This is a genomic window from Microcoleus sp. Pol8_D6 (assembly GCF_036700965.1).
In the GTDB taxonomy this organism is placed as follows: Bacteria; Cyanobacteriota; Cyanobacteriia; order Cyanobacteriales; family Microcoleaceae; genus Microcoleus.
Map to the genome: position 1 here is coordinate 1 of NZ_JAUBPW010000047.1, position 19,752 is coordinate 19,752.

Consider the following 19,752-nt stretch of genomic DNA (forward strand, 5'->3'; position numbering starts at 1 on the left):
CTGCCTATCTTTTTTTACCACAAGTTGGCTCAATCCTTACTAGCTATGGGTTTTGGGTGGGTTGTCACCCCCCCAGGATTATACCGTTGATTTGTTTAGCAATAGTATTTATGGAACGAACCGCGAAGACGCGAAGGAAGAGAAGAGAAGAGAAGATGATAGGTAATCTCGACTGAGTTAATCTGAATGAATTTTTGTAAAAGATTTGCTGAGACTTACACGATCGACTAAACTATGTCTAACCAGTCGGTTCTAATGGGGAGCAGCCGTTAGAGGAAACGGGGAAAGTTCGGTGCAAGTCCGGCGCTGTCCCGCAACTGTAATGAAAGTCTTGTCGCTTTCTGAGTCAGGATGCCCGCCGATGTGTTAGTTTACATAGTCTCATCTGCGAGGTTCAGTGTGAAGGCCAGAAATCGGAAATTAGTCAGCTTAGGATTGATGGCTGGCTTGAGTTGTTATATTGTCCTGGGTTCGGCAACGCCCGCCGCAGCTATGCACATTTCGGAAGGTTTTTTGCCGGTGCAGTGGGCTGCGTTTTGGTGGATGGTGGCGTTGCCTTTTTTTGCAGTAGGTTTGCGATCGATTACTCGTATTACAAAAGAACACCCCGAACTTAAACTATTGTTGGCTTTGGCGGGTGCGTTTACTTTTGTGCTTTCTGCTTTAAAAATTCCCTCGGTAACGGGCAGTTGTTCTCACCCGACGGGTACGGGTTTGGGGGCAATTTTATTCGGCCCTTCGGTGATGGCTGTACTGGGGGCTTTAGTCCTGTTGTTTCAAACGTTACTGTTAGCGCATGGTGGCTTGACAACGCTGGGAGCGAATATGTTTTCGATGGCGATTGTCGGCCCTTTCGCGGCGTATTTTATCTATCAATTGCTGTTGCGAACTGGTAGCCAGCGGGCGGCAATTTTTTGTGCTGCGGCTTTGGCCGATTTACTGACTTATGTGACGACTTCGATTCAATTAGCATTAGCTTTCCCAGCAGCTAGTGGCGGTTTTATAGCTTCGTTTCTCAAGTTTGCTGGCATCTTTGCTATCACTCAAGTACCTCTGGCTATCAGTGAGGGATTGCTGACTCTATTGGTCTGGAACTGGCTGCATTCTTACGGGAAGCCGGAGTTAGAAACTTTGAAATTATTGAGACAGGAGTGAGGCGCCGTGAGTCAAAAAACTACAAAAAATCACCAATCTACTTCGCGGCAAAATTGGCTGTTGGCTGGCGCTGTGATTGTTCTGGCAGCGTTTCCTCTCGTTTTTGTCCGGGGTGAATATGGCGGTGCCGATGACCAAGCTAAGAAAGCAATTACTGAAATTCAACCGGGCTATAAACCTTGGTTCAATCACTTGTTTGAGCCGGCTAGCGGAGAAATTTCAAGTTTATTGTTTGCGTCTCAAGCGGCGCTCGGGGCTGGCGTAGTTGGGTACGTCATTGGGTTGTATAAAGGCCGATCGCAATCTCGGCAGCAGTCTGATAATAAATCGTCGGAATGAACCATCAGATTGATAGTCTGGCTTATACAAATCGCTTGCGGGGGTTGCCGCCATCTCACAAGTTATCATTTGCGATCGCCCTTTTAATGCTGTCTCTAGTTTCTGGGGCGATCGTCCAATTGTTGATCGGCCTTTGGTTGGCAGTCTGGATCGTCGTCTATGCGGGTATTCCGGGGAAACTGTATTTGCGGTTGCTGTCGCTACCGTTGATGTTTTTGCTGACAAGTTTGCCTGCTTTGGCGATGGGTGCGGTTGGGGGCGATCGTATCCCTGCAATTGGGTGGGATATTTGGCAAGGTTGGGGGATTAGCATCGGCACTTTTTATCTGTATGTGAGCCGCACTGGAATATACCAAGTGAGCTTGTTATTTGCCCGCGCCTTCGCATCGACAAGCTGTATGTATTTCATTCTCTTGACGGTTCCATTTACCGAAATCTTGCAGATTCTCAGACAATTACGCTGTCCAGAGTTGGTCACAGAACTGCTATTACTAATGTATCGGTTTATTTTTAGCTTATTGGCGATCGCCGATGAACTTTGGATCGCCCAAAACTCCCGCTGTGGCTACCGCACTTGGAAGCGGGGAATGCAGAGTTTAGGCATTTTAATCGGGCAATTGCTTCAGCGAACTTTGGAAAAATACCGTCAAGTTTCGTTGAGTTTAGCGTCGCGTGGCTTTAATGGAGAACTGCGCGTTTGGAATTCTTACCCTTACAAACCTTCACGAAGATATACATTTGAAGCCGTGTTTGGTTGCACCGTTTTAAGTTTGTTAAGTGTCGTATTTCAACGCTAAATTTATTAGGAATATTAATATAACCCACAGTTAGTACACGGCACTGCCGTATCCCTACAATTAATCGGGCGATGGTTACATCTTTAGCGGGGATGAGCAATGATTGTGAGGTAGGGAAACGGCACTGCCGTGTCCTCCGACAATTAATCGGGTGATGGTTAGATGCGAGGGGAGCGATCGATTATTTTGGGGTAGGAAAACGGCACTGCCGCGTCCTCCGTTACTATTTAGGGGTACGGGTTTCAACCCCTGCTGGACTGAAGGTATGACTTTTATGAACTTAATTAATGAATTTAATGAATTGACCTAAAAAGACAAGTGTTGAATACTAATAGTAATCAACACTTGTCCTATACAAATTATATGATAAATAAAAGACTCGTCAAAAAAATAGTTTTTTTCTTAATAGCTTCATTAAGCCTATTTCTGGTAACTGTTACCCATGCAGCAGCCCAACAACTACCGTTTTACTGGGATAATATCAACGTCACACTCGACGTTCAGACAAACGGAGATATGTTAGTTACCGAAACGCAAAAATATGTGTTCACAGCAGACTACAAAACTGAACGATATCGCTATATTCCTCTAGGTAAGGTCGATGAAATTAAAGATGTCATAGTTCAAGAAAATAATCAAATAATTCCGAGTAGCACGGGAATTGAAAACAATGAACTTTGGATTCGTTGGCAACATCGATTAAAAGCGCCAGAATCACATATTTTTGTCATCAAATATCGCGTGGTAGGTGGATTGCAGGTAGATGGTGAGAATACTCTAGTTTATTGGAAAGCTATTGCAGCGGGTCGCAAATCTCCAATTAATAGCGGAAAAGTTACGGTTAAATTACCCGAAGCTTTGTCAGGTAAAGTTCTCTCGTTTACGAATTTTGGTACAGCCGCAGTTCCTCGTCAAGTAGATCCTAAAACATTTGAGTTTGTGGCAAGTCAGCCTATTCCACCGGAACAAGAATTAGAAGTGCAAATTGCATTTCCGCAGGCGATTCTGAATGTACCTCAAGCTGGTTGGCAACAAAGTGGTAATCAATCTCAATCGACTTCGGGACAAAGCTCTTTGACAAAACCCAGACTTCCTTCTCCAGTGCTTTGGATATTTGGAATAATCATTACTATATTCATGATTAATGGCGGTGGCGGTGGGAGTGGCGGTAGTATCGGTGGTGGTAGTTGGGGTGGTGGTGGTGGTTGGGGTGGTGGTGGTGATGGCGGTGGTGATGGCGGTGGTGGTGGTGGTGGTGATGGCGGTGGTGGTGGTGATGGCGGTTAATATCACGGCCCTGGACGCATCACAACCAAAGAAACCGGGTTTTTACTGAATCTGTGGACTATAACGAAGCATTCTCGCAAAAAACCCGGTTTCTGATCACCCGTTGATATATGGATATTACCCAGATTCAGGACACTGCCGTGCCGTTTCCCTACAAATAATCGGGGTAGGGACACGGCATTGCCGTCTCCTCTTTTAAGCATTTGGTGAAACTTTGATTCCCTGATTTTGAGATGAACCGATCGCACTTCCTGCACAATCATATTCCAAATATGACTTTTATGAACATAATTAATGAATTTAATGAATTGACGTTCAAAGAAATCTATTGAATACTGATTGTAGTTAACAATTTTTCAGTACATTTGAGCTTAAAACCAGTTAAAAACTATGACTAAATCACGTTGGCTTCGCAAACTTTTACCCTTAGCAGTATCTTTCGCAACCACGATCGCAGCAGCAGGCGCTTTTGCCCCACCAACTTCAGCCCAAGTCAAATCGCCACCTCCGCAAGCTCAAGAAGTTCAACTAGCCCAAGTTGAAGGAATTAGCATTCCGATTTGGATATATCCCGTAGGAGCAATTTTCTTAATTTTCATCTTTATACCCAAGATTGGCTGGACTTTGGGACTGATCGCGATCGGCGAACGAGAAGTGGGAATTGTTGTCAAGAAATTCTCCCGCAAAAATTTGCCATCCAGTAGATTGATTGCTCTCGATGGCGAAGGAGGTTTGCAAGCAGATACCCTTCCTCCCGGCTGGCATTTTGGTTATTTCCCCTGGCAATATAGCATTCGCAAAGAACCAGTTGTGGTTGTCCCTCAAGATGAAATCGGTTTAATTATTGCCAATGACGGAGCCACCATTCCTCCCGATCGCATTTTAGGCAAAGTCGTCGATTGCGACAATTTCCAAAATGCCCGCAAATTCCTCACCGACGGTGGAGAAAAAGGACGGCAACTAGCAATTATTACAACTGGCACTTATCGGATTAATACGGCTGTATTTGAAGTCATTACTTCAGCTAATGCCACTGCAAAGGGTATGCAGCCGTCGGAATTTCAACTATACAAACTTGCTCCAGATCGCGTGGGAATTGCGAACGTGCTAGACGGGATTCCGATTGATGAAGGTGAAATTGCCGGGCCGATAATTCCCGGTCACGACAATTTCCAAAAAGCGCAATCTTTCATCAAGGGTGGCGGGCGCAGGGGCTTGCAAGAACAGGTGATTTTATCCGGTTCTTGGAACCTCAATCCCTGGTTTGTGCAAGTAGAACAGGTAAAAATGACAGAAGTGCCGATCGGTTATGTAGGGGTCGTAATTTCCTATGTGGGAAAATCGCACCAAGATGTAAGCGGCGTGGCTTTTACCCACGGCAATCTTGTCAATAAAGGCGATAAAGGTGTGTGGGTCGAACCGCTTTACCCAGGCAAACATCCCATCAATACAAAAGTGATGAAAGTAGAACTTGTCCCCACTACGGATGTTGTTTTAAACTTCACATCGCGGTTCAGCGGAGAACACGGCTACGACTCCAAGTTAAGTGCTTTGAAATTGCTTTCTTTTGACGGATTCACCTTTGAGTTAGAAGTTTTTCAGATCATTCATGTCGGTACTTTGGATGCACCGAGAGTCATTTCGCGGCAAGGTTCGATGCAAAATCTAATCGACCAAGTGCTGCGTCCAATTGTGGGCAATTATTTTCGCAATTCTTCTCAAGAATATACAATACTCGATTTTCTAATCGCGCGCAGCGAACGCCAAGCAGAGGCGGCAGAACACGTTCGTCAAGCCCTGCGGGCCTATGATGTGCAGGCTGTTGACACGCTGATCGGTTTGATTTCGCCGCCAGGAGAGTTAATGCAAACATTGACCGATCGCAAAATTGCTCAGGAACAAGAAAAAACTTACGAAGTGCAGCGCATTTCAGAGTCGCAACGTCAAGAATTGGTGCGTGCAACTGCGATCGCAAACATTCAAAATCAGGTGGTGGCGGCAGAACAAGGGGTGAAAATTGCCCAACTGAGTGCAACTGCTGCGATCGAACACGCTAGTGGTGAAGCAGAAGGGATTCGCCTGATGGGACAAGCAAAAGCGGATGCTTATCAAGTTGGTGTCAACGCTTTGGGTACGCAGAGTTACACGCTGTTGCAACTGATGCAAGCTGTCTCAGATGGTAGCGTTCGCGTCGTTCCCGATGTCACAGTGAATGGTAACGGCGGTAGTGGGGGTTTGCTGGACGGTTTGATGGCAATGTTGCTGCGGAATGAAACCAGTAAGAATGGAGAAAATGGAGCACATTCACCTGTAATTAATGTCAAGAAATCTAAGTCTGTAGTTGTGGAAAATGGGGTCAAATCACCAGTAGTAAATGTGCATTCGGTGAAGTCGCCGGAGTCTCCTAATCATTCACCAGTTGCTCAATCTGTGGCTGTTGCGGAGATTGATATCGATTCGGCATTTGGTGAATTGTTAGATATTTGAGTTGATGTGTGCAGTTTGTAGAGAGGACGATCGTCCTCTCTGAAAGCTTTTCGTCTAAAAATTTACTTTTCAGAGAATTAGAGGTGCAAGATTATGAAGTTTCTAGTTGGAGACAAAGAGATGAATTTACCCAAGTCGATCGCAATTACTTGTTTTACTCTCCTAGCATTATCTGGAAATGGGTTATCTGCGCTCGCGGCACAAACGCAACCCGCAAACAAAAAATTTGGTGATTGGTGTCGCACAAAAGCTTCTTTAAGTCCAGAAGCTAGACATACTGTTGAGGTGATGTTGAAGGAAGCAGGGACTACTGAGTGCAATGCAGCTAATCAGAAACTTTCGAGTCTCACGCAACTCACCCTCGACAACAAGAAAATCAGCGATATTACACCGCTAAAATCCTTGACTAACCTGACTATGCTTGGTCTCAATAATAATCAAATCAGCGATCTCAAGCCCTTGCAATCCTTGACTAACTTGATTGCGCTCAGTCTCGGAAAGAATAAAATCAGTGACATTAAACCCTTGGGCTCCTTGACTAAGCTGATTTCGCTTGCTCTGACCAATAATAAAATCAGCGACATCACACCGCTAAAATCCTTGACAAACCTGCATCAGCTCTTCCTCAATGGTAATCAAATCAGCAACATTACACCCTTGCAATCCTTGACTAAACTGAGTGTACTCTACATCAGTAGCAATAAAATCAGTAACACAAAACCCTTGCAGTCTTTGACTCAACTGACGAATATCTTTCTGGGCGACAATCCGATCGCTCCGGAAACTTGCCCTGTCAAGCCAGAGTCTATCTGTAATTGGCAAGAAGTATTGGTGTTCTAAAATTTTACATTTCCGAAAATGACGAGTACAAAATTATGACGTTTATAGTTGGAGACAAACACATGAATTTACCAAGGTTGATCGTGGTAGTTGCTTTTAGTGCGATCGGTCTAGGATCATGTGGAAATGGACTTTCGGTTTTAGCAGCAGAAACGCAAAGCGCAAACAAAACATTTGGTGATTGGTGTCGCGAAAAAGCTTCTTTGAGTCCGGAAGCTAAACATACTGTTGAAGTGTTGTTGAAGGAGGCTGAGACTACTGAGTGCGATGCAGCTAGTCAAAAAATTTCGAGTCTCACGGAACTCGAACTCAGGAACAAAGAAATCAGCGATATTAAACCATTGCAATCCTTGACTAAACTGACTTGGCTCGAACTCAGCGGTAATCAAATCAGCGACCTCAAACCGCTAGAATCCTTGACTAACCTGTCTATTCTCGAACTCCAATATAATCAAATCAGCGACATCAAGCCATTACAATTTTTGACTAAATTGAATACTCTCTTACTCAGCGGTAATCAAATCAGTGACATTCAAGCCTTGCAATCTTTGACTCAACTGAATACTCTCTTCCTCAGCAACAATAAAATCAGCGACATCAAACCCTTGCAATCTTTGACGAACCTGGTGGACAATCTCTCCCTCAGCAACAATCAAATCATTGACATTCAACCCTTGCAATCTTTGACTCAACTGATTGATCTCTCCCTCAGCAACAATAAAATCAGTGACATTCAACCCTTGCAATCTTTGACTAACTTGTATAATCTCTCCCTTAGCGATAATCAAATCAGCGACATCCAACCCTTGCAATCTTTGACTAAACTGTCTGGACTCGTCCTTGAAAACAATCAAATCCGCGATATTAAACCCTTACAATCTTTGACTAGACTGACTTTGCTCAATCTCAACAACAATCAAATCCGCGATATTAAACCCTTGCAATATTTGACTGAACTGACTAATCTGTACCTCAAAAATAATCAAATTAGCGATATCAAACCCTTGCAATTTTTAACTAACTTGACTCAGATAAAGCTGCACGGAAATGCGGTTGCCGTTATAGAATTATCTAGAAATAGATCTTCTTCAGTCACTCAGAAACAATCAGAATACACTGGACAAACATTTGGTGATTGGTGTCGCGAAAAAGCAAATTTGAGCGCTGAAGCTAAACATACTGTTGAAGTTTTGTTGGAAAAAGCTGAAACTACTGAGTGCGATGCAGCTAATCAGAAACTTTCGAGTCTAATGGAACTAGACCTCAATAGTAATGAAATCACTGACATCAAACCCTTGCAATCCTTAACTAACCTGACTAAACTTTTAGTCCACAAAAATCAAATCAGCGATATAAAACCCTTGCAATCATTGACTAATCTGACTCATCTCGGTCTCAGCGATAATCAAATCAGTGATATCAAACCATTGCAATCTTTAACCAAGCTGACTAATCTCGGCCTCTACAACAATAGGGTCGGCGATATCCAACCATTGCAATCTTTGACGAACCTCACTGAACTCGGTCTTGAAAACAATCAAATCAGCGACATCCAACCATTGCAATCCTTAACTAACCTGACTAGGCTCGGTCTCATAAACAATGAAATCAGCGATATAAAACCCTTAGAATCCTTGACTAACTTAACTACTCTAAACCTCCACGTCAATGAAATTACTGACATCAAACCATTGCAATCCTTGACTAACCTGACTGTTCTCGGACTCAGCGACAATAAAATAGGCGATCTCAAACCTTTAGAATCTTTGACTAAACTTGAATGGCTCGAACTCCAAAACAATCAAATTAGCGACATCAAACCGCTAGAATCTTTGACCAACCTGACTAATCTCATCCTTAAAAACAATAAAATCAACGACATTAAACCCTTGCAATCCTTGAATAAGCTTGTGTGGCTCGAACTTAATGACAATAAAATCAGCGATATCAAACCCTTACAATCCTTGACTAACCTGATGTTATTTCACATTGGTGGAAATCCGATTTATCCCAAAATTTGCCCGATAAATCCCGAGTCTACCTGCGATTGGGCACACTGGAATTAAATGCTCAAACTTTACAGTTCGGAAAACTAGAGACACAAGATGATGACATTTACAGTTGGACACAAATACATAAATTCACCAAAGTCGATCGCAATTACTTGTTCTACGATCCTAGCATTATCCGGAAATGCACTGTCTGCGATCGCACCAGAAACGCGATCGCGAAACAGCCCATTTCCCTGAAACTCTTGTGGGGTGGGCATCCTGCCCGCCCCAAAGATACAAATATGACTTTTATGAACTTAATTAATGAATTTAATGAATTGACTTTCACTTGGGCTTGTTTGATTATGTTAATAACATTAGCTGGAAATTAATTAAATATGAAATCATGAAAGAAACATCAGACAAGCTGGAACTGCGAGAGACGGCGGGATTTTGGATGAATCTATTCGTTGGGGGTAGTTTTTTGGCATTTGGTTTGCCTTTTGGTTGGTATTCCGGCAGTGTTTTCCTTTATTTATTTGCTGTAATTGGTTTGATGTTGGTGATATTCTCACAGATTGAGAGCGTTACATTTGATAAAAATCTCGGTCATCTGACTTTCAAGTGGGAACAACCACTCATTTTCAAAATCAAAGTGGTCAAACACCTGATTCAAGATATTTCAGGTGTGGAAATACAGAAGATTGAGGATAGTGAGAGTATTAAGTATCGTGTATGTCTGGTGCTGGAGTCAGGCAAGCGGTCTGTGCCTTTAACTTCATACTTCACCACTGGTTTGGGAGACAAGCATAAAAAAGCCGAAGTCATTGCGACATTTCTGAATATCAAAAATTACGGTCTCGAAGGCTTTCCCAGACAACAAAATTCTAGTGAAGAACTTCAATGGGAGACTATAGAGGAGGAGATTGTTCACTGGGAAAGTGCAATTAGAAGTGACTCCAATGATGCTGATGCTCACATCAGATTGGCATCGGCTTTGCTCAACCAAGACCAAATAAAAAACAAACAACAAGCAATAAGCCACCTAAAACAGGCAGAGGCTATTTTCAAAACTAAAGGCTATGACGAGGAAGCAATGCAGGTTTTCCAACTTTGGGGCGCGCTCTATTGGGGACTTCTGGGAAAGTGAGGTTTAGATGGAATTTTCTCTTCCCAGGCTCTGCTGGGAATACTTACCCCGAGGTTCGGCCTCCAAACACTATCAAAATAAGGAGAAAAAATCATGTATCAAGATACTAACAAAAGAAACAGCCCGCCGCCCATTGTTTTTATTATTGTACTCGGTTTAATTGGGTTTGGCGCATACAAGTTCCTTCCCGGTTTATTGAATGCCAAAAGTTCAAATACATCTACACCGACAACGAGCGCATCGGGAGCGATCGCAAGTCGCATCAGTTTAGGAAATCGGCTATTGGTGACATCCCAAACAACAGCAGAAAAAAAAGCCGGCGTTGAAGCTTTTGTCAATGGAGATTACCAAGCAGCCGTCAAAAAATTTCAGGATTCGCTGCAACAAAATCGCAACGATCCCGAAACGATTATTTATTTGAATAATGCCATTATTTATTTGAATAAGACCCCAGCCAGCAATGGTTCCCCCTTAAAAATTGCTGTCAGCGTCCCCATTGGTAGCAACCCCAATGTCGCCCAAGAAATCCTTCGAGGTGTCGCCCAAGCTCAGGATGAAATCAATACTAGCGGTGGCATAAACGGCGCCAAACTGCAAGTAGAAATTGTCAACGATGACAACAGTCCCCAAGTGGTCAGAGAAGTTGCAAAGACATTGGCACAAGATCAGAATATACTAGCAGTAATTGGACACAACGCTAGCAATGCGTCTCTGGAAGCTGCTCCCATATATCAGCAAGAAAAACTGGTAATGGTGACACCGACGAGCTTTGCCAACAATCTATCAGGATTTGGCAGCTATATCTTTCGGACAGTACCCAATATTAGCTTAATGGCTGCTCCCTTAGCAGAATATGCAGTGAAAACAGCAGGCCAAACTAATATTGCCATTTGTTATGACTCCCAAGCACCGGATAACATATCATTTAAAGATGAATTTGTTGCCTCTCTTACTGCTGCTGGTGGCAAATTAGTTCCCACTGTTTGTGACTTTTCGTTACCCTCTTTTAATCCCGAAAATGCCCTCGCCGATGCTGTCAGCAAAGGTGCACAAGGATTGATGGTAGCGCCCCACATCGATCGCATTGACCGTGCGATTTCTCTGGCTCGCAGCAATCGAGGCAAATTGCCACTCTACGGCAGCACTACGCTCTACACCTTTCAAACTTTAAAAGATGGGCAAAAAGACGTTGACGGGCTTGTTTTGCCCGTTCCCTGGCATCCTGAAACTAATCCCGGTAGCCGTTTCCCAGAAAATGCCCGCCAGCGTTGGGGAGGCATTGTGAATTGGCGAACAGCAACGAGTTTTGATGCGACTCAAGCTGTGATCGCTGGCTTGCGGCAAAGCAATACGCGGGAAGGATTGCAACAAGCACTCAGAAATGCGAGTTTTTCGACAGCAGGATCAAGCGAGGATGTGAAGTTTTTGCCCACGGGCGATCGGGCGGGGAAGCCGATTTTAGTACAAGTTAAGCAAGGAGGAAGCACTGGCTATAACTTTGTCCCGCTGCGGTAAGTTTGTTAAGTGCGATCGCACTCACATCTTGCATATTCTCAATCAGCCTTTCAGGGGCGGGCAGAATGCCCACCCCACAAAAAAATTCCCTCTTTGTGGAACAGGCATCTTGCCTGTTTCTTAGCATGATTAAATTCTCCTTTTCTGTTGAATTAGCAGAATTTTTAAGATAAAATGAAATGAGTAGATAAAAGGAGAGCGTCGTTTATGATCGCGCCAGTTGAAACCAAAACCTACACGGCTGAGGAATATCTAGAATTGGAAATCAATTCCCAGGAGCGGCATGAATTCATCAATGGGGAGATTGTTCTGATGGCTGGTGGCGCACCGAATCATAATGAAATTACAAGCATCTTAAATGCTATTTTGAGGGTGAGTCTCAAGGGTAAACCTTACAGTATTTTTGCATCGGATCAGCGGCTTTGGGTTCCGCAGCTTAATAATTATACTTACCCGGATGTGATGGTGGTAGCGCGCCCGATAGAACTGCAATCTGGACGGACGGATACAATTACCAATCCTCTGCTCATTGCTGAGGTGCTGTCTAAAGGTACCAGAGCTTACGATCGCGATGAAAAGTTTGCTGCTTATCGCACTATTCCTAGTTTTAAGGAATATTTATTAATCGACCAATATCGGCTACAGGTGGAGCAATACTCGAAAACTGATGCGAATAAGTGGATTTTTTCGGAATATAGCTGTATGGGCGATCGGCTGACTTTAACCTCTATTCCTGTGGAAATTTCGCTGACCGATTTGTATGAAAATATTGAGTTTGGTGAATAGGCGGACGCTTTTTTGTCAAATATCCCAAATAGTGGTAATATCCCCGTATATCGATCGGCTCTGATGGAGAACAGCCATCAGACGTAAGGGGGAAAGTTCGGTGCGAATCCGGCGCTGTCCCGCAACTGTAAGGAGATTCTTGCTTCTCTGAGTCAGAATGCCCGCCGATTTGTTTACCTGTTGTTTTTCATCTGCGAGGTATGGATGATGGTGAGTTTATTATTTTTTAAATTATTGGATTGGGTTTTTTTAACCGCAGATATCAGCAGATAAACACAGATGAACGCTGATGTAATTCGATTTGTGTTCTGAAGGGTATCTTATTTTAAGGGAAATGAAAAGAAATGCGAGTTGAAGATAGTGTTTGGCAGGGTAGTTTTGGCTACTGGCAAAACTTATTTATTCACCAGAATATTTTGCCGATCGGACATACTGCTTGGAATGGCTTTTTGCATCAAGGACGAGGCTTGGTTGCTTGCAAAATCAATACTCCCATTAACGGTTCTGTGAATTGGAGCGTAGATACTATCAAGTACGATCTGCAATTTATTTCTGACTTGGAGGCAACCGTTTATTTGCAGCAACTAGAAATAGAGGAAAACACTGTTTCTAATTTGCTCCAAATCATTGCTGGCTACGAACCTAAGAAAGTAATTATATTTTTGTCGATCGCCAACGGTCAGATTGATATCAATTTGTTGCAAAACTTGGCAATTTCTCCTGTTGAGTGCTATGAACAAGTATGCAAGCGCTGGGAAGAATTTCAACTCTGCCCGAAATCCTAAAACTTACTAAATTTTCCGAATGTCGCAGCCAAAATCCATCGAAATTTCCAAAGTAACTCGCTACCAAAATGCAGCGCTTAATTACTATTTGGGCCTGACAGATTCGCCCTACCTTCACTACGGCTATTGGGAAACCCTACCTGTGCCCGCTGACGAACTAACGATCGCACGATTGCGCCTGGCTCAGCAAGCTTATACTGTAAAACTGTTGGATGCAATCCCCAAAGGCACTCATACGATACTGGATGTGGGCTGCGGGATTGGCGGAAATGCTGCTTATTTGCTCGATCGAGGTTTTGGAGTGGAAGGGCTCGCACCCGATCCGTTTCAACAGCAGCGCTTTCTTAAGTGTACTGGCGATCGGGCAATCTTCCACCTCACGAGGTTTGAAGACTTCAAAGCAACCCATTTCTACGATCTTATTCTCTTTAGCGAAAGTAGCCAGTATATGTCGGCTGTTGATATTGCTAACGGTGCCGCCAAAATCCTCAATCAGGGTGGATACGTGTTGCTGGCCGATATGCTGCGATCTGATGCTAATTATAAAGAGGGAATGTTCTCTAATTGTCATGTTGTTACGGAACTTCATGCAGCATTAAAGCAGGCTGGATTCACTTTAGTAAAAACTGAGGATATTTCCGCCCATATTTTGCCAACAATCGATTTGTATGTCGATACTTTCCGCAGGTATGGACTGAATACAATGATATATGTTGCCGATTTGATTGCGATTACAGTTCCCCCCGTCCACAAATTCCTGCGCTGGATATTTCGCCGCTGGTTCAAGAAGTTGGTGGTTGAAGGATTGGAAGCGGGCAAACTTTTTGAGCAACATCTTTGTTATGAAATGCAACTTTGGCAGTTGTCAAAATAAGATCGAGGCTGACACAAATATAGCAATCCTAAATCATTTGTGAATTTCTTACTCCCTCCTTATCAAGGGGAGGGTTGGGGTGGGGTAAAAAGTTGACGACTGCTGCAAGGATTGCTATACAATGGAAATCGGTAATCGGTAATTGGAGGCCGAGCCTCCGGGTATTTATTCCCAGGCAGAGCCTGGGAACAAGGCTATAAAAAATAAAAAATAACGAATATGTCTGAATGGATTCTCGAATTCGCTGGCACTTCCTACTCCTATCCCTGCGGTTCGCGAGTGGCAATTCAGGGTTTAAATCTAAAAGTCCCCGCTGGCAAACGGTGCGGGCTGATCGGTCAAAATGGCTGTGGCAAAACTACCTTTTTTCTGTTAGCAAATGGCTTATATCAACCGCAACAGGGAATCATTAGCTGGCAAGGTGAACCCTTTCGCTACGATCGCAAATCCTTGATGCAACTGCGCCAACAAATCGGACTCGTCTTTCAAAATCCAGAACATCAATTAGTAGCTTCGACGGTAGAAGAAGATATTTCTTATGGATTGTACAATTTAGGCTTAAAAGAATCCGAAATTGCTCAACAGGTGCAGGAGGCGATCGAGCAATTCGATCTAAGCGAACTCGCCCGCGAACCAATTCACAATCTCAGTTTGGGCCAGAAAAAGCGGGTTTCCATCGCCGATATCATGGTTCTCAAGCCCAAACTGCTGCTGTTAGATGAACCTACCGCCTATCTCGATCCGCGTCACACCCGACAACTGATCGGTTTACTTCAACAAATTCACAGCGCTGGAACCACTATTCTTTTAGCAAGTCACGACCTCGATTTCATCTACCGCTGGGCTGATTGGGTGTTTGTAATGGATCGGGGAAAACTAATTTTAGAAGGAACACCGGAAACCGTTTTTGCTCAGCGGGATGTCTTGGAACAATTGCAGCTTGGCGTACCGCTGGCGATCGAGCTTATGGAGCAAATAAGGGCGGTGTTTCCAACAGACGATCGCTCAAAAATCCCCGCTTTCGAGCAATGGCAACAACAAATTTTACAAGCACGTCGGCTGCTTTAACGAGACTTAGACAATTGATAATTGGCGTTGCTGATTCACGGGATGAATCACCTGTGATCGGAAGTTACAAAACTCATCCTCAAGCAGGTTTATAGCAATTGCGAAATCTTGAATTCATACCTGTATCCAGCAAATATTGTTAAATTCACGGCTCAAGAGTTGGCATTGTTCAAAAGAAGTAAAGGCTATCGCGTCAAGGCTTCTCGGAGCTTGAGCTTGCAGTTCAGAGTCGTTTGATGGCATGAGAACAAGAAGGCTGATTGCACAGAAATTATGTTCCCACAAATTCTCTGCAATCAGCGATCGTAATTAATGGGAGATAGAAATTCCGCCAGAAATAAAAGCAGCAGGGAAGCTGTCTGTTGGCTGATTACAAAGTTGCAAAGCTTGTTCTCTTGAAGTATCTAAAAAACGAATGCTGTCAGGACTTGAGTCTCTGATTCCAATAAATACCCATCTTTGTTTCCCAGTTACTTGTGAAGATCCGCTAACAATCGGCCCTGCAATAGTAACGATCGGTGTTCTGTTACTCCCCAGAAGAAAGCTCTTTACGCACTGGGCTTGAATACCCATCTGAAGACCATCTTGTTCTCCCCTATATTGAGCTGTCCCAGAACCAGTTCCAGATGAGTCTCCAAGAACGTTAATGTTAACCGAAAAAGTTAAATTCCCAGCTTTTGCTCGACCAGACCCCTGAATAGAAGTAGATTCAAAAAATGTTGGACGCAATGCCTGACTATTCGCTTGCTCTACCTGGGCAAACAAAGTAGTCATTGCGATGCCTGCAACTATCAGGCTCGAAAGCTTGTTCTTCACGGTTATCTCCTTTTGCGGTCTAACGTTTCTGGTCAGTGGCTGATAATAACCTTTGCAACACCACAAAAGAATTGGGTCAGTCCGCTGCACCAGGGTTGTTAGGCGGTACGTTAACATCTTAACTCAATGTGCAGTGACATCTTAATAAGAATTTGGGCGTTGCTGATTCACGGTATGAATTACCTTTTCGGTTGAATTTACAAAACTCACCCTCAAGCAGGTTTATAGCAATTGCGAAATCTTGAATTCATACCTGTATCCAGCAACGCCCCCCGTGGGGGTAAGTTCAGATTACACATTACCAATTATCAAAAATTGATTTAGGAAAAAGGCGATCGCCCCACTGCCGATGGGCACAGTCAGATTGTCAATTCCCAGCTTGGAAACCGACTCCAAAGTAGCAGCAGCCAAAGCTACAACAGCAGACACAGCCCAAGTTTGCCAAATATTGCCTTGAACCGCCAGCAAAATCAAACTGCTAACAGCAAAACTCACCAAATACATAGTTGCAGAACCTTCCCAACTCTTCTGTATTCCCCAAACTCGATAAATATGTTTGCCGTATTTCTGGCCGATGACAGCAGCCAATCCGTCGCCCCAAGTCATGACTAAAATGCCCAAAGCAGCGTACTCCTGATGCTGTAGCGGCCAAAACCAAGCTACGAGAACGCTGATACTAACAGCATAGAAAAAAGTCCCCAAACTCTTCCGGTTGATACTGTTAAGACTGGGCAAAATCGGAACTTGGTAAGAAATTAGGGCGATCGCACCTGCTAAAACCCCCGCCGAAATCCCCACCCAACCGGGTATTTCCAGCCACCAAGCCAGCAAAATCACGTTCCCAGTACCGATGTGAACCACCTTCCGCGATACCTCAGCATCCACAGAAGTAAAGCGATTTAACCCTTCAGCTACCAGTAAAATCAAACCCAACCAGACTCCCACGAGGGAAATTTGCAACCACACAGTCGGAATTTCAGAAAATATAGACACGATATTTAGGAAACACTTATTTACATCAGGCACTATTTACTACTTTAGTGGAAAGCCGATCGCTCTGTTCAGTGTTGGGAGGATTTTCAACCGTCGCTACGGTATAATTTACTCGTTCTCCTGTGGTCGGTTTTGGAGACAAGGTGAGTTAGTCTAATAAAATTATTCGTTTGAAGTTTTGAGAGGCTCAGAGAATCTGATTACTATGCAGTATGTCTTAATTATTCATGAAGTAGAAAATTATGAAGCTTGGAAACAGGTATTCGATCGTGCTGAAAGCATCCGAAAAGAAGCTGGCGAGCGCTCCTATCAGGTCTTGAAGTATGACAACGATCCGAACAAAATTGTTCATTTCTCCGCGTGGACATCAATCGCAGATGCTAGGGCGTTTTTTGAGTCGCCTAGACTGGTTAAAATTAGAGAAGAAGCCGGAGTTAAAGCTCCTGAGTTTATTTATCTAGACCAATTAGAGTCAGGAGTATTGTGAAAGACCTATTTGTATAATGTAAGTTGTTCAAACTATGTGATTATGTTTTGAGTATGTACGACGGTAGCTACTACCAGCTAATGGCTGAGTACAATTGCTGGATGAATCAAAATCTATATTCGGTCTGCTCGGCAATTCCTGATGAACAGCGCAAACAGGATATGGGTGCCTTTTTTAAGTCGATTCATGGCACTTTGAATCACTTACTGTATGGTGACAAAGCATGGATGGGTCGTTTCACTCTTCACCCATTTTCGGGTACCGTTATCGGTCAAGAACTCTATGCTGAATTTGAGGTTTTGAGAGCAGAACGGGAGACAACGGATCGGCAAATTATAGAATGGTCTAGACACCTTAATTCTGACTGGTTGAGTCAACCCTTTGAGTACACAAGCAATGTAGATGGTAAATGCCGCGTGCTACCGACGTGGGTTTTGGTGACACATATGTTCAATCATCAAACTCACCATAGAGGGCAAATTACCACACTACTCAAACAACTTGGCTACGACCCAGGCGTTACAGATATTCCCTGGCTACCCGCTATATCAATCGGATAATTTCTGGTTGTAAACCGACACACCAGAACACTCGGCGGTTAAAACCTCATCTACACTTGCCTCTCGTCCCAGCAGAGGGGGACTCAAGAAAATCAAGAATTTAAACTTGTTTCGGTGGGTTTTGTCTGTATAAACGTGATTTTAACCCCCGACTTTTCAACCCTTGCCTTGTGAGTTTTGTGTGTATAGACGCGGTTTCAACCGCCGCGTATTCTGTAGAAATCCTCCGCCTTCACAACTCCCGTTTCATCAACTCTCGCACAAACTCAAAGGCTTTTGGACGCAACTCGACGGGCAGCAACGACAATCCCAAACCCGCCCACATTTTCGCCGCAGAAACAGACTTTCCTGCCCGCACCATCAGGCGTCCTTTTGCAGTTTCCCCCACCTCAATCAGCCGCAAACCTAGCGCTAATTGAGTTTCTGCAATCCTTTTGAGCCTGACAGTTTCTAACTTCTCCGACTCAAACTCGTAGCCTGTTAAATAGCGCAATTTATCGCTTAAATACGGAATTGCCCGATCGACTCCTTGCTGTCCTGTATGAACTCGATACTCCATCAACAGCTCCGGCAAGTAATAGCACTTTTTGCCCGCAATCGCAAGTCTTACAAACAAATCGTTATCTTCGCAATTTTGCAAATTCGGCCGCAGAAATCCGACTTCTTCCAGCGCGCGGCGGCGAAACAAAGTTGCCCCTATTTGCAAACTCTGTCTCAGAAACACTGCTTCGAGCAAATCTTCAATAATTCCCGCCGACAACTCGGTGCGCCCCCACCGCTGCGAATTGAGTTTCGTCTGGTTTTCATCAATATAATTGTTAATGTCGATCACCCAGTGATCTGTACTGACAAAATCAATGCTGGGATCTTTATCTAAAATAGCAGATGTCCGCTCTAGAAATTGCGCGCTCAGGCGATCGTCATCGTCAAACTTGATAAAATATTTGCCCCTTGCTGCTGCAAAGCCCGATCGCATATTATTACTCTTGCCGATATTCTGCGGGTGGCGAATGTAGCGAATCCCGCGATCGACAAATTCCGACATCAACAGAGGAGTGCTGTCAGTAGAACCGTCATCACAGATAATTAATTCAAAATCTGTATAAGTTTGATCTAGCACGCTGGCGATCGCACTTGCCAACAAATGCACTCGATTGTAAGTAGGAATGCAAACGCTAATTTTCGGCACTACGACTATTTTCAATTTTAGATTGTGGAAAAAATTCGCACTTCAGTCCAGGAAAATAAACCACCAATGCCCAATGCCCAATGTCCAATGCCCTATGTATTTTAACTCAAACGAGCCGTACACTCCAGAATTAACTTTTGATTCACCAAAGCAAAAGGTTGAATTTCCAAAGCGCGACGAAAAGCTTGAATAGCATTTAGGTATTCTCCCAAGGCAGCGTAGCACAAACCCAGACCGTGCAACGCCCCAAAATGTACCGGGTTCAGTTTGAGGACAATTTCGCAGTCCTCGATCGACTTTTTATAATTTCCTTGAGTATAGTGAAGTACGGCGCGTCGGTTCCAAGCTTCCGCAAAATCCGGCGCTTCCGCAATCAATTTCGTCAGCAAATCCAAAGCGTGGTGAACATCGCCTGCATCCAGCGAAACTTGCGCTCGCCTGAGAATTTGCATCCCATAGTCACCCTTCTGGTTAAACCAAGTGCGCCAGAGTTCTGTAGTTGCCCGATCGCGAACACTTTCGTCGGGCTTTTTCAAGTCTTCGAGCAGCGCCTTAACAGATAATTCGTCCATAGGTGCGAAGATTGTTAAAAAGATTTTATCAATCAATCTTATCGTGCAAGCGGCAACTTTA

20 protein-coding genes and 2 riboswitches are annotated in these 19,752 nt (G+C 43.9%); of the genes, 15 read left to right on the forward strand and 5 right to left on the reverse strand.

Going from position 1 to position 19,752, the window contains the following annotated elements; genetic code table 11:
* The first annotated feature begins 230 nt into the window (after window positions 1–230).
* A riboswitch (cobalamin riboswitch) is annotated at window positions 231–377 on the forward strand.
* 61 nt (window positions 378–438) lie between these two features.
* From QUA10_RS18725 to QUA10_RS18755, 7 genes are all read left to right on the forward strand, one after another.
* On the forward strand, window positions 439–1,155 hold the full coding sequence (locus QUA10_RS18725; RefSeq protein ID WP_333084045.1) for an energy-coupling factor ABC transporter permease: 717 nt from the start codon (window positions 439–441) through the stop codon (window positions 1,153–1,155).
* 6 nt (window positions 1,156–1,161) lie between these two features.
* A complete protein-coding gene (locus tag QUA10_RS18730; RefSeq protein WP_333084041.1) occupies window positions 1,162–1,494 on the forward strand; it encodes an energy-coupling factor ABC transporter substrate-binding protein in 333 nt (110 codons plus the stop codon).
* Window positions 1,491–2,291, forward strand: coding sequence for a cobalt ECF transporter T component CbiQ (cbiQ, locus tag QUA10_RS18735; protein ID WP_333084040.1), 801 nt, complete (start codon window positions 1,491–1,493; stop codon window positions 2,289–2,291). The genes QUA10_RS18730 and cbiQ overlap by 4 nt, the downstream gene beginning before the upstream one ends.
* A 318-nt stretch (window positions 2,292–2,609) precedes the next feature.
* Window positions 2,610–3,578: a DUF2207 domain-containing protein gene (locus QUA10_RS18740; RefSeq protein ID WP_333084039.1), complete on the forward strand. Its 969-nt coding sequence runs from the start codon at window positions 2,610–2,612 to the stop codon at window positions 3,576–3,578.
* A gap of 390 nt (window positions 3,579–3,968) precedes the next feature.
* On the forward strand, window positions 3,969–6,065 hold the full coding sequence (locus tag QUA10_RS18745; protein ID WP_333084038.1) for an SPFH domain-containing protein: 2,097 nt from the start codon (window positions 3,969–3,971) through the stop codon (window positions 6,063–6,065).
* Between the two features lie 93 nt (window positions 6,066–6,158).
* Window positions 6,159–6,905 (forward strand): leucine-rich repeat domain-containing protein, encoded by a 747-nt coding sequence (locus QUA10_RS18750; RefSeq protein WP_333060207.1) that lies wholly within the window; start codon window positions 6,159–6,161, stop codon window positions 6,903–6,905.
* Between the two features lie 35 nt (window positions 6,906–6,940).
* Window positions 6,941–8,971, forward strand: coding sequence for a leucine-rich repeat domain-containing protein (locus tag QUA10_RS18755; RefSeq protein ID WP_333084037.1), 2,031 nt, complete (start codon window positions 6,941–6,943; stop codon window positions 8,969–8,971).
* Between the two features lie 26 nt (window positions 8,972–8,997).
* On the opposite strand, the gene QUA10_RS18760 is transcribed toward QUA10_RS18755, so the two are convergent.
* The gene (locus tag QUA10_RS18760) at window positions 8,998–9,174 is read right to left on the reverse strand and encodes a hypothetical protein (protein WP_333084035.1); all 177 of its coding nucleotides are present in this window, start codon (window positions 9,172–9,174) and stop codon (window positions 8,998–9,000) included.
* A 128-nt stretch (window positions 9,175–9,302) separates the two neighbouring features.
* Between QUA10_RS18760 and QUA10_RS18765 the strand changes: the two genes are divergently transcribed.
* The 6 genes from QUA10_RS18765 to QUA10_RS18790 all read left to right on the forward strand — a co-directional run bounded on the left by QUA10_RS18765 (window position 9,303) and on the right by QUA10_RS18790 (window position 15,074).
* Window positions 9,303–10,046 (forward strand): hypothetical protein, encoded by a 744-nt coding sequence (locus QUA10_RS18765; RefSeq protein WP_333084033.1) that lies wholly within the window; start codon window positions 9,303–9,305, stop codon window positions 10,044–10,046.
* Window positions 10,047–10,139: 93 nt separating this feature from the next.
* Window positions 10,140–11,561, forward strand: coding sequence for an ABC transporter substrate-binding protein (locus QUA10_RS18770; RefSeq protein WP_333084031.1), 1,422 nt, complete (start codon window positions 10,140–10,142; stop codon window positions 11,559–11,561).
* A 207-nt stretch (window positions 11,562–11,768) separates the two neighbouring features.
* The gene (locus QUA10_RS18775) at window positions 11,769–12,347 is read left to right on the forward strand and encodes a Uma2 family endonuclease (RefSeq protein WP_333084030.1); all 579 of its coding nucleotides are present in this window, start codon (window positions 11,769–11,771) and stop codon (window positions 12,345–12,347) included.
* 38 nt (window positions 12,348–12,385) lie between these two features.
* Window positions 12,386–12,530, forward strand: a riboswitch (cobalamin riboswitch).
* Between the two features lie 161 nt (window positions 12,531–12,691).
* A complete protein-coding gene (locus QUA10_RS18780; RefSeq protein WP_333084028.1) occupies window positions 12,692–13,132 on the forward strand; it encodes a hypothetical protein in 441 nt (146 codons plus the stop codon).
* 19 nt (window positions 13,133–13,151) lie between these two features.
* Window positions 13,152–14,006 (forward strand): methyltransferase domain-containing protein, encoded by an 855-nt coding sequence (locus QUA10_RS18785; protein ID WP_333084026.1) that lies wholly within the window; start codon window positions 13,152–13,154, stop codon window positions 14,004–14,006.
* Between the two features lie 219 nt (window positions 14,007–14,225).
* Window positions 14,226–15,074: an ABC transporter ATP-binding protein gene (locus QUA10_RS18790; RefSeq protein WP_333084025.1), complete on the forward strand. Its 849-nt coding sequence runs from the start codon at window positions 14,226–14,228 to the stop codon at window positions 15,072–15,074.
* A 309-nt stretch (window positions 15,075–15,383) separates the two neighbouring features.
* Here QUA10_RS18790 and QUA10_RS18795 read toward each other — a convergent pair whose 3' ends face one another.
* Together QUA10_RS18795 and QUA10_RS18800 are read right to left on the reverse strand one after the other, a co-directional pair.
* Window positions 15,384–15,890 (reverse strand): hypothetical protein, encoded by a 507-nt coding sequence (locus QUA10_RS18795; RefSeq protein ID WP_333084022.1) that lies wholly within the window; start codon window positions 15,888–15,890, stop codon window positions 15,384–15,386.
* A gap of 291 nt (window positions 15,891–16,181) precedes the next feature.
* On the reverse strand, window positions 16,182–16,883 hold the full coding sequence (locus QUA10_RS18800; RefSeq protein ID WP_445243590.1) for a diacylglycerol/polyprenol kinase family protein: 702 nt from the start codon (window positions 16,881–16,883) through the stop codon (window positions 16,182–16,184).
* A 205-nt stretch (window positions 16,884–17,088) separates the two neighbouring features.
* Here QUA10_RS18800 and QUA10_RS18805 point away from each other — a divergent pair, with 205 nt between their 5' ends.
* Window positions 17,089–17,370: an antibiotic biosynthesis monooxygenase gene (locus tag QUA10_RS18805; RefSeq protein ID WP_333084020.1), complete on the forward strand. Its 282-nt coding sequence runs from the start codon at window positions 17,089–17,091 to the stop codon at window positions 17,368–17,370.
* 23 nt (window positions 17,371–17,393) lie between these two features.
* On the forward strand, window positions 17,394–17,930 hold the full coding sequence (locus QUA10_RS18810; RefSeq protein ID WP_333086337.1) for a DinB family protein: 537 nt from the start codon (window positions 17,394–17,396) through the stop codon (window positions 17,928–17,930).
* A gap of 232 nt (window positions 17,931–18,162) precedes the next feature.
* Here QUA10_RS18810 and QUA10_RS18815 read toward each other — a convergent pair whose 3' ends face one another.
* Entirely contained in the window at window positions 18,163–19,119 is a 957-nt protein-coding gene (locus tag QUA10_RS18815; RefSeq protein ID WP_333084018.1) for a glycosyltransferase, read from the reverse strand.
* A gap of 101 nt (window positions 19,120–19,220) precedes the next feature.
* On the reverse strand, window positions 19,221–19,691 hold the full coding sequence (locus QUA10_RS18820) for a tetratricopeptide repeat protein (RefSeq protein ID WP_333084017.1): 471 nt from the start codon (window positions 19,689–19,691) through the stop codon (window positions 19,221–19,223).
* Window positions 19,692–19,752: the final 61 nt, after the last annotated feature.

Coding starts and splice junctions, on each gene's coding strand:
- QUA10_RS18775 (WP_333084030.1), top strand. CDS start 11,769: ATGATCGCGCCAGTTGAAACCAAAACCTACACGGCTGAGGAATATCTA.
- QUA10_RS18780 (WP_333084028.1), top strand. CDS start 12,692: ATGCGAGTTGAAGATAGTGTTTGGCAGGGTAGTTTTGGCTACTGGCAA.
- QUA10_RS18750 (WP_333060207.1), top strand. CDS start 6,159: ATGAAGTTTCTAGTTGGAGACAAAGAGATGAATTTACCCAAGTCGATC.
- QUA10_RS18765 (WP_333084033.1), top strand. CDS start 9,303: ATGAAAGAAACATCAGACAAGCTGGAACTGCGAGAGACGGCGGGATTT.
- QUA10_RS18820 (WP_333084017.1), bottom strand. CDS start 19,691: ATGGACGAATTATCTGTTAAGGCGCTGCTCGAAGACTTGAAAAAGCCC.
- QUA10_RS18745 (WP_333084038.1), top strand. CDS start 3,969: ATGACTAAATCACGTTGGCTTCGCAAACTTTTACCCTTAGCAGTATCT.
- QUA10_RS18805 (WP_333084020.1), top strand. CDS start 17,089: ATGCAGTATGTCTTAATTATTCATGAAGTAGAAAATTATGAAGCTTGG.
- cbiQ (WP_333084040.1), top strand. CDS start 1,491: ATGAACCATCAGATTGATAGTCTGGCTTATACAAATCGCTTGCGGGGG.
- QUA10_RS18790 (WP_333084025.1), top strand. CDS start 14,226: ATGTCTGAATGGATTCTCGAATTCGCTGGCACTTCCTACTCCTATCCC.
- QUA10_RS18760 (WP_333084035.1), bottom strand. CDS start 9,174: ATGCCCACCCCACAAGAGTTTCAGGGAAATGGGCTGTTTCGCGATCGC.
- QUA10_RS18755 (WP_333084037.1), top strand. CDS start 6,941: ATGACGTTTATAGTTGGAGACAAACACATGAATTTACCAAGGTTGATC.
- QUA10_RS18770 (WP_333084031.1), top strand. CDS start 10,140: ATGTATCAAGATACTAACAAAAGAAACAGCCCGCCGCCCATTGTTTTT.
- QUA10_RS18785 (WP_333084026.1), top strand. CDS start 13,152: ATGTCGCAGCCAAAATCCATCGAAATTTCCAAAGTAACTCGCTACCAA.
- QUA10_RS18725 (WP_333084045.1), top strand. CDS start 439: ATGGCTGGCTTGAGTTGTTATATTGTCCTGGGTTCGGCAACGCCCGCC.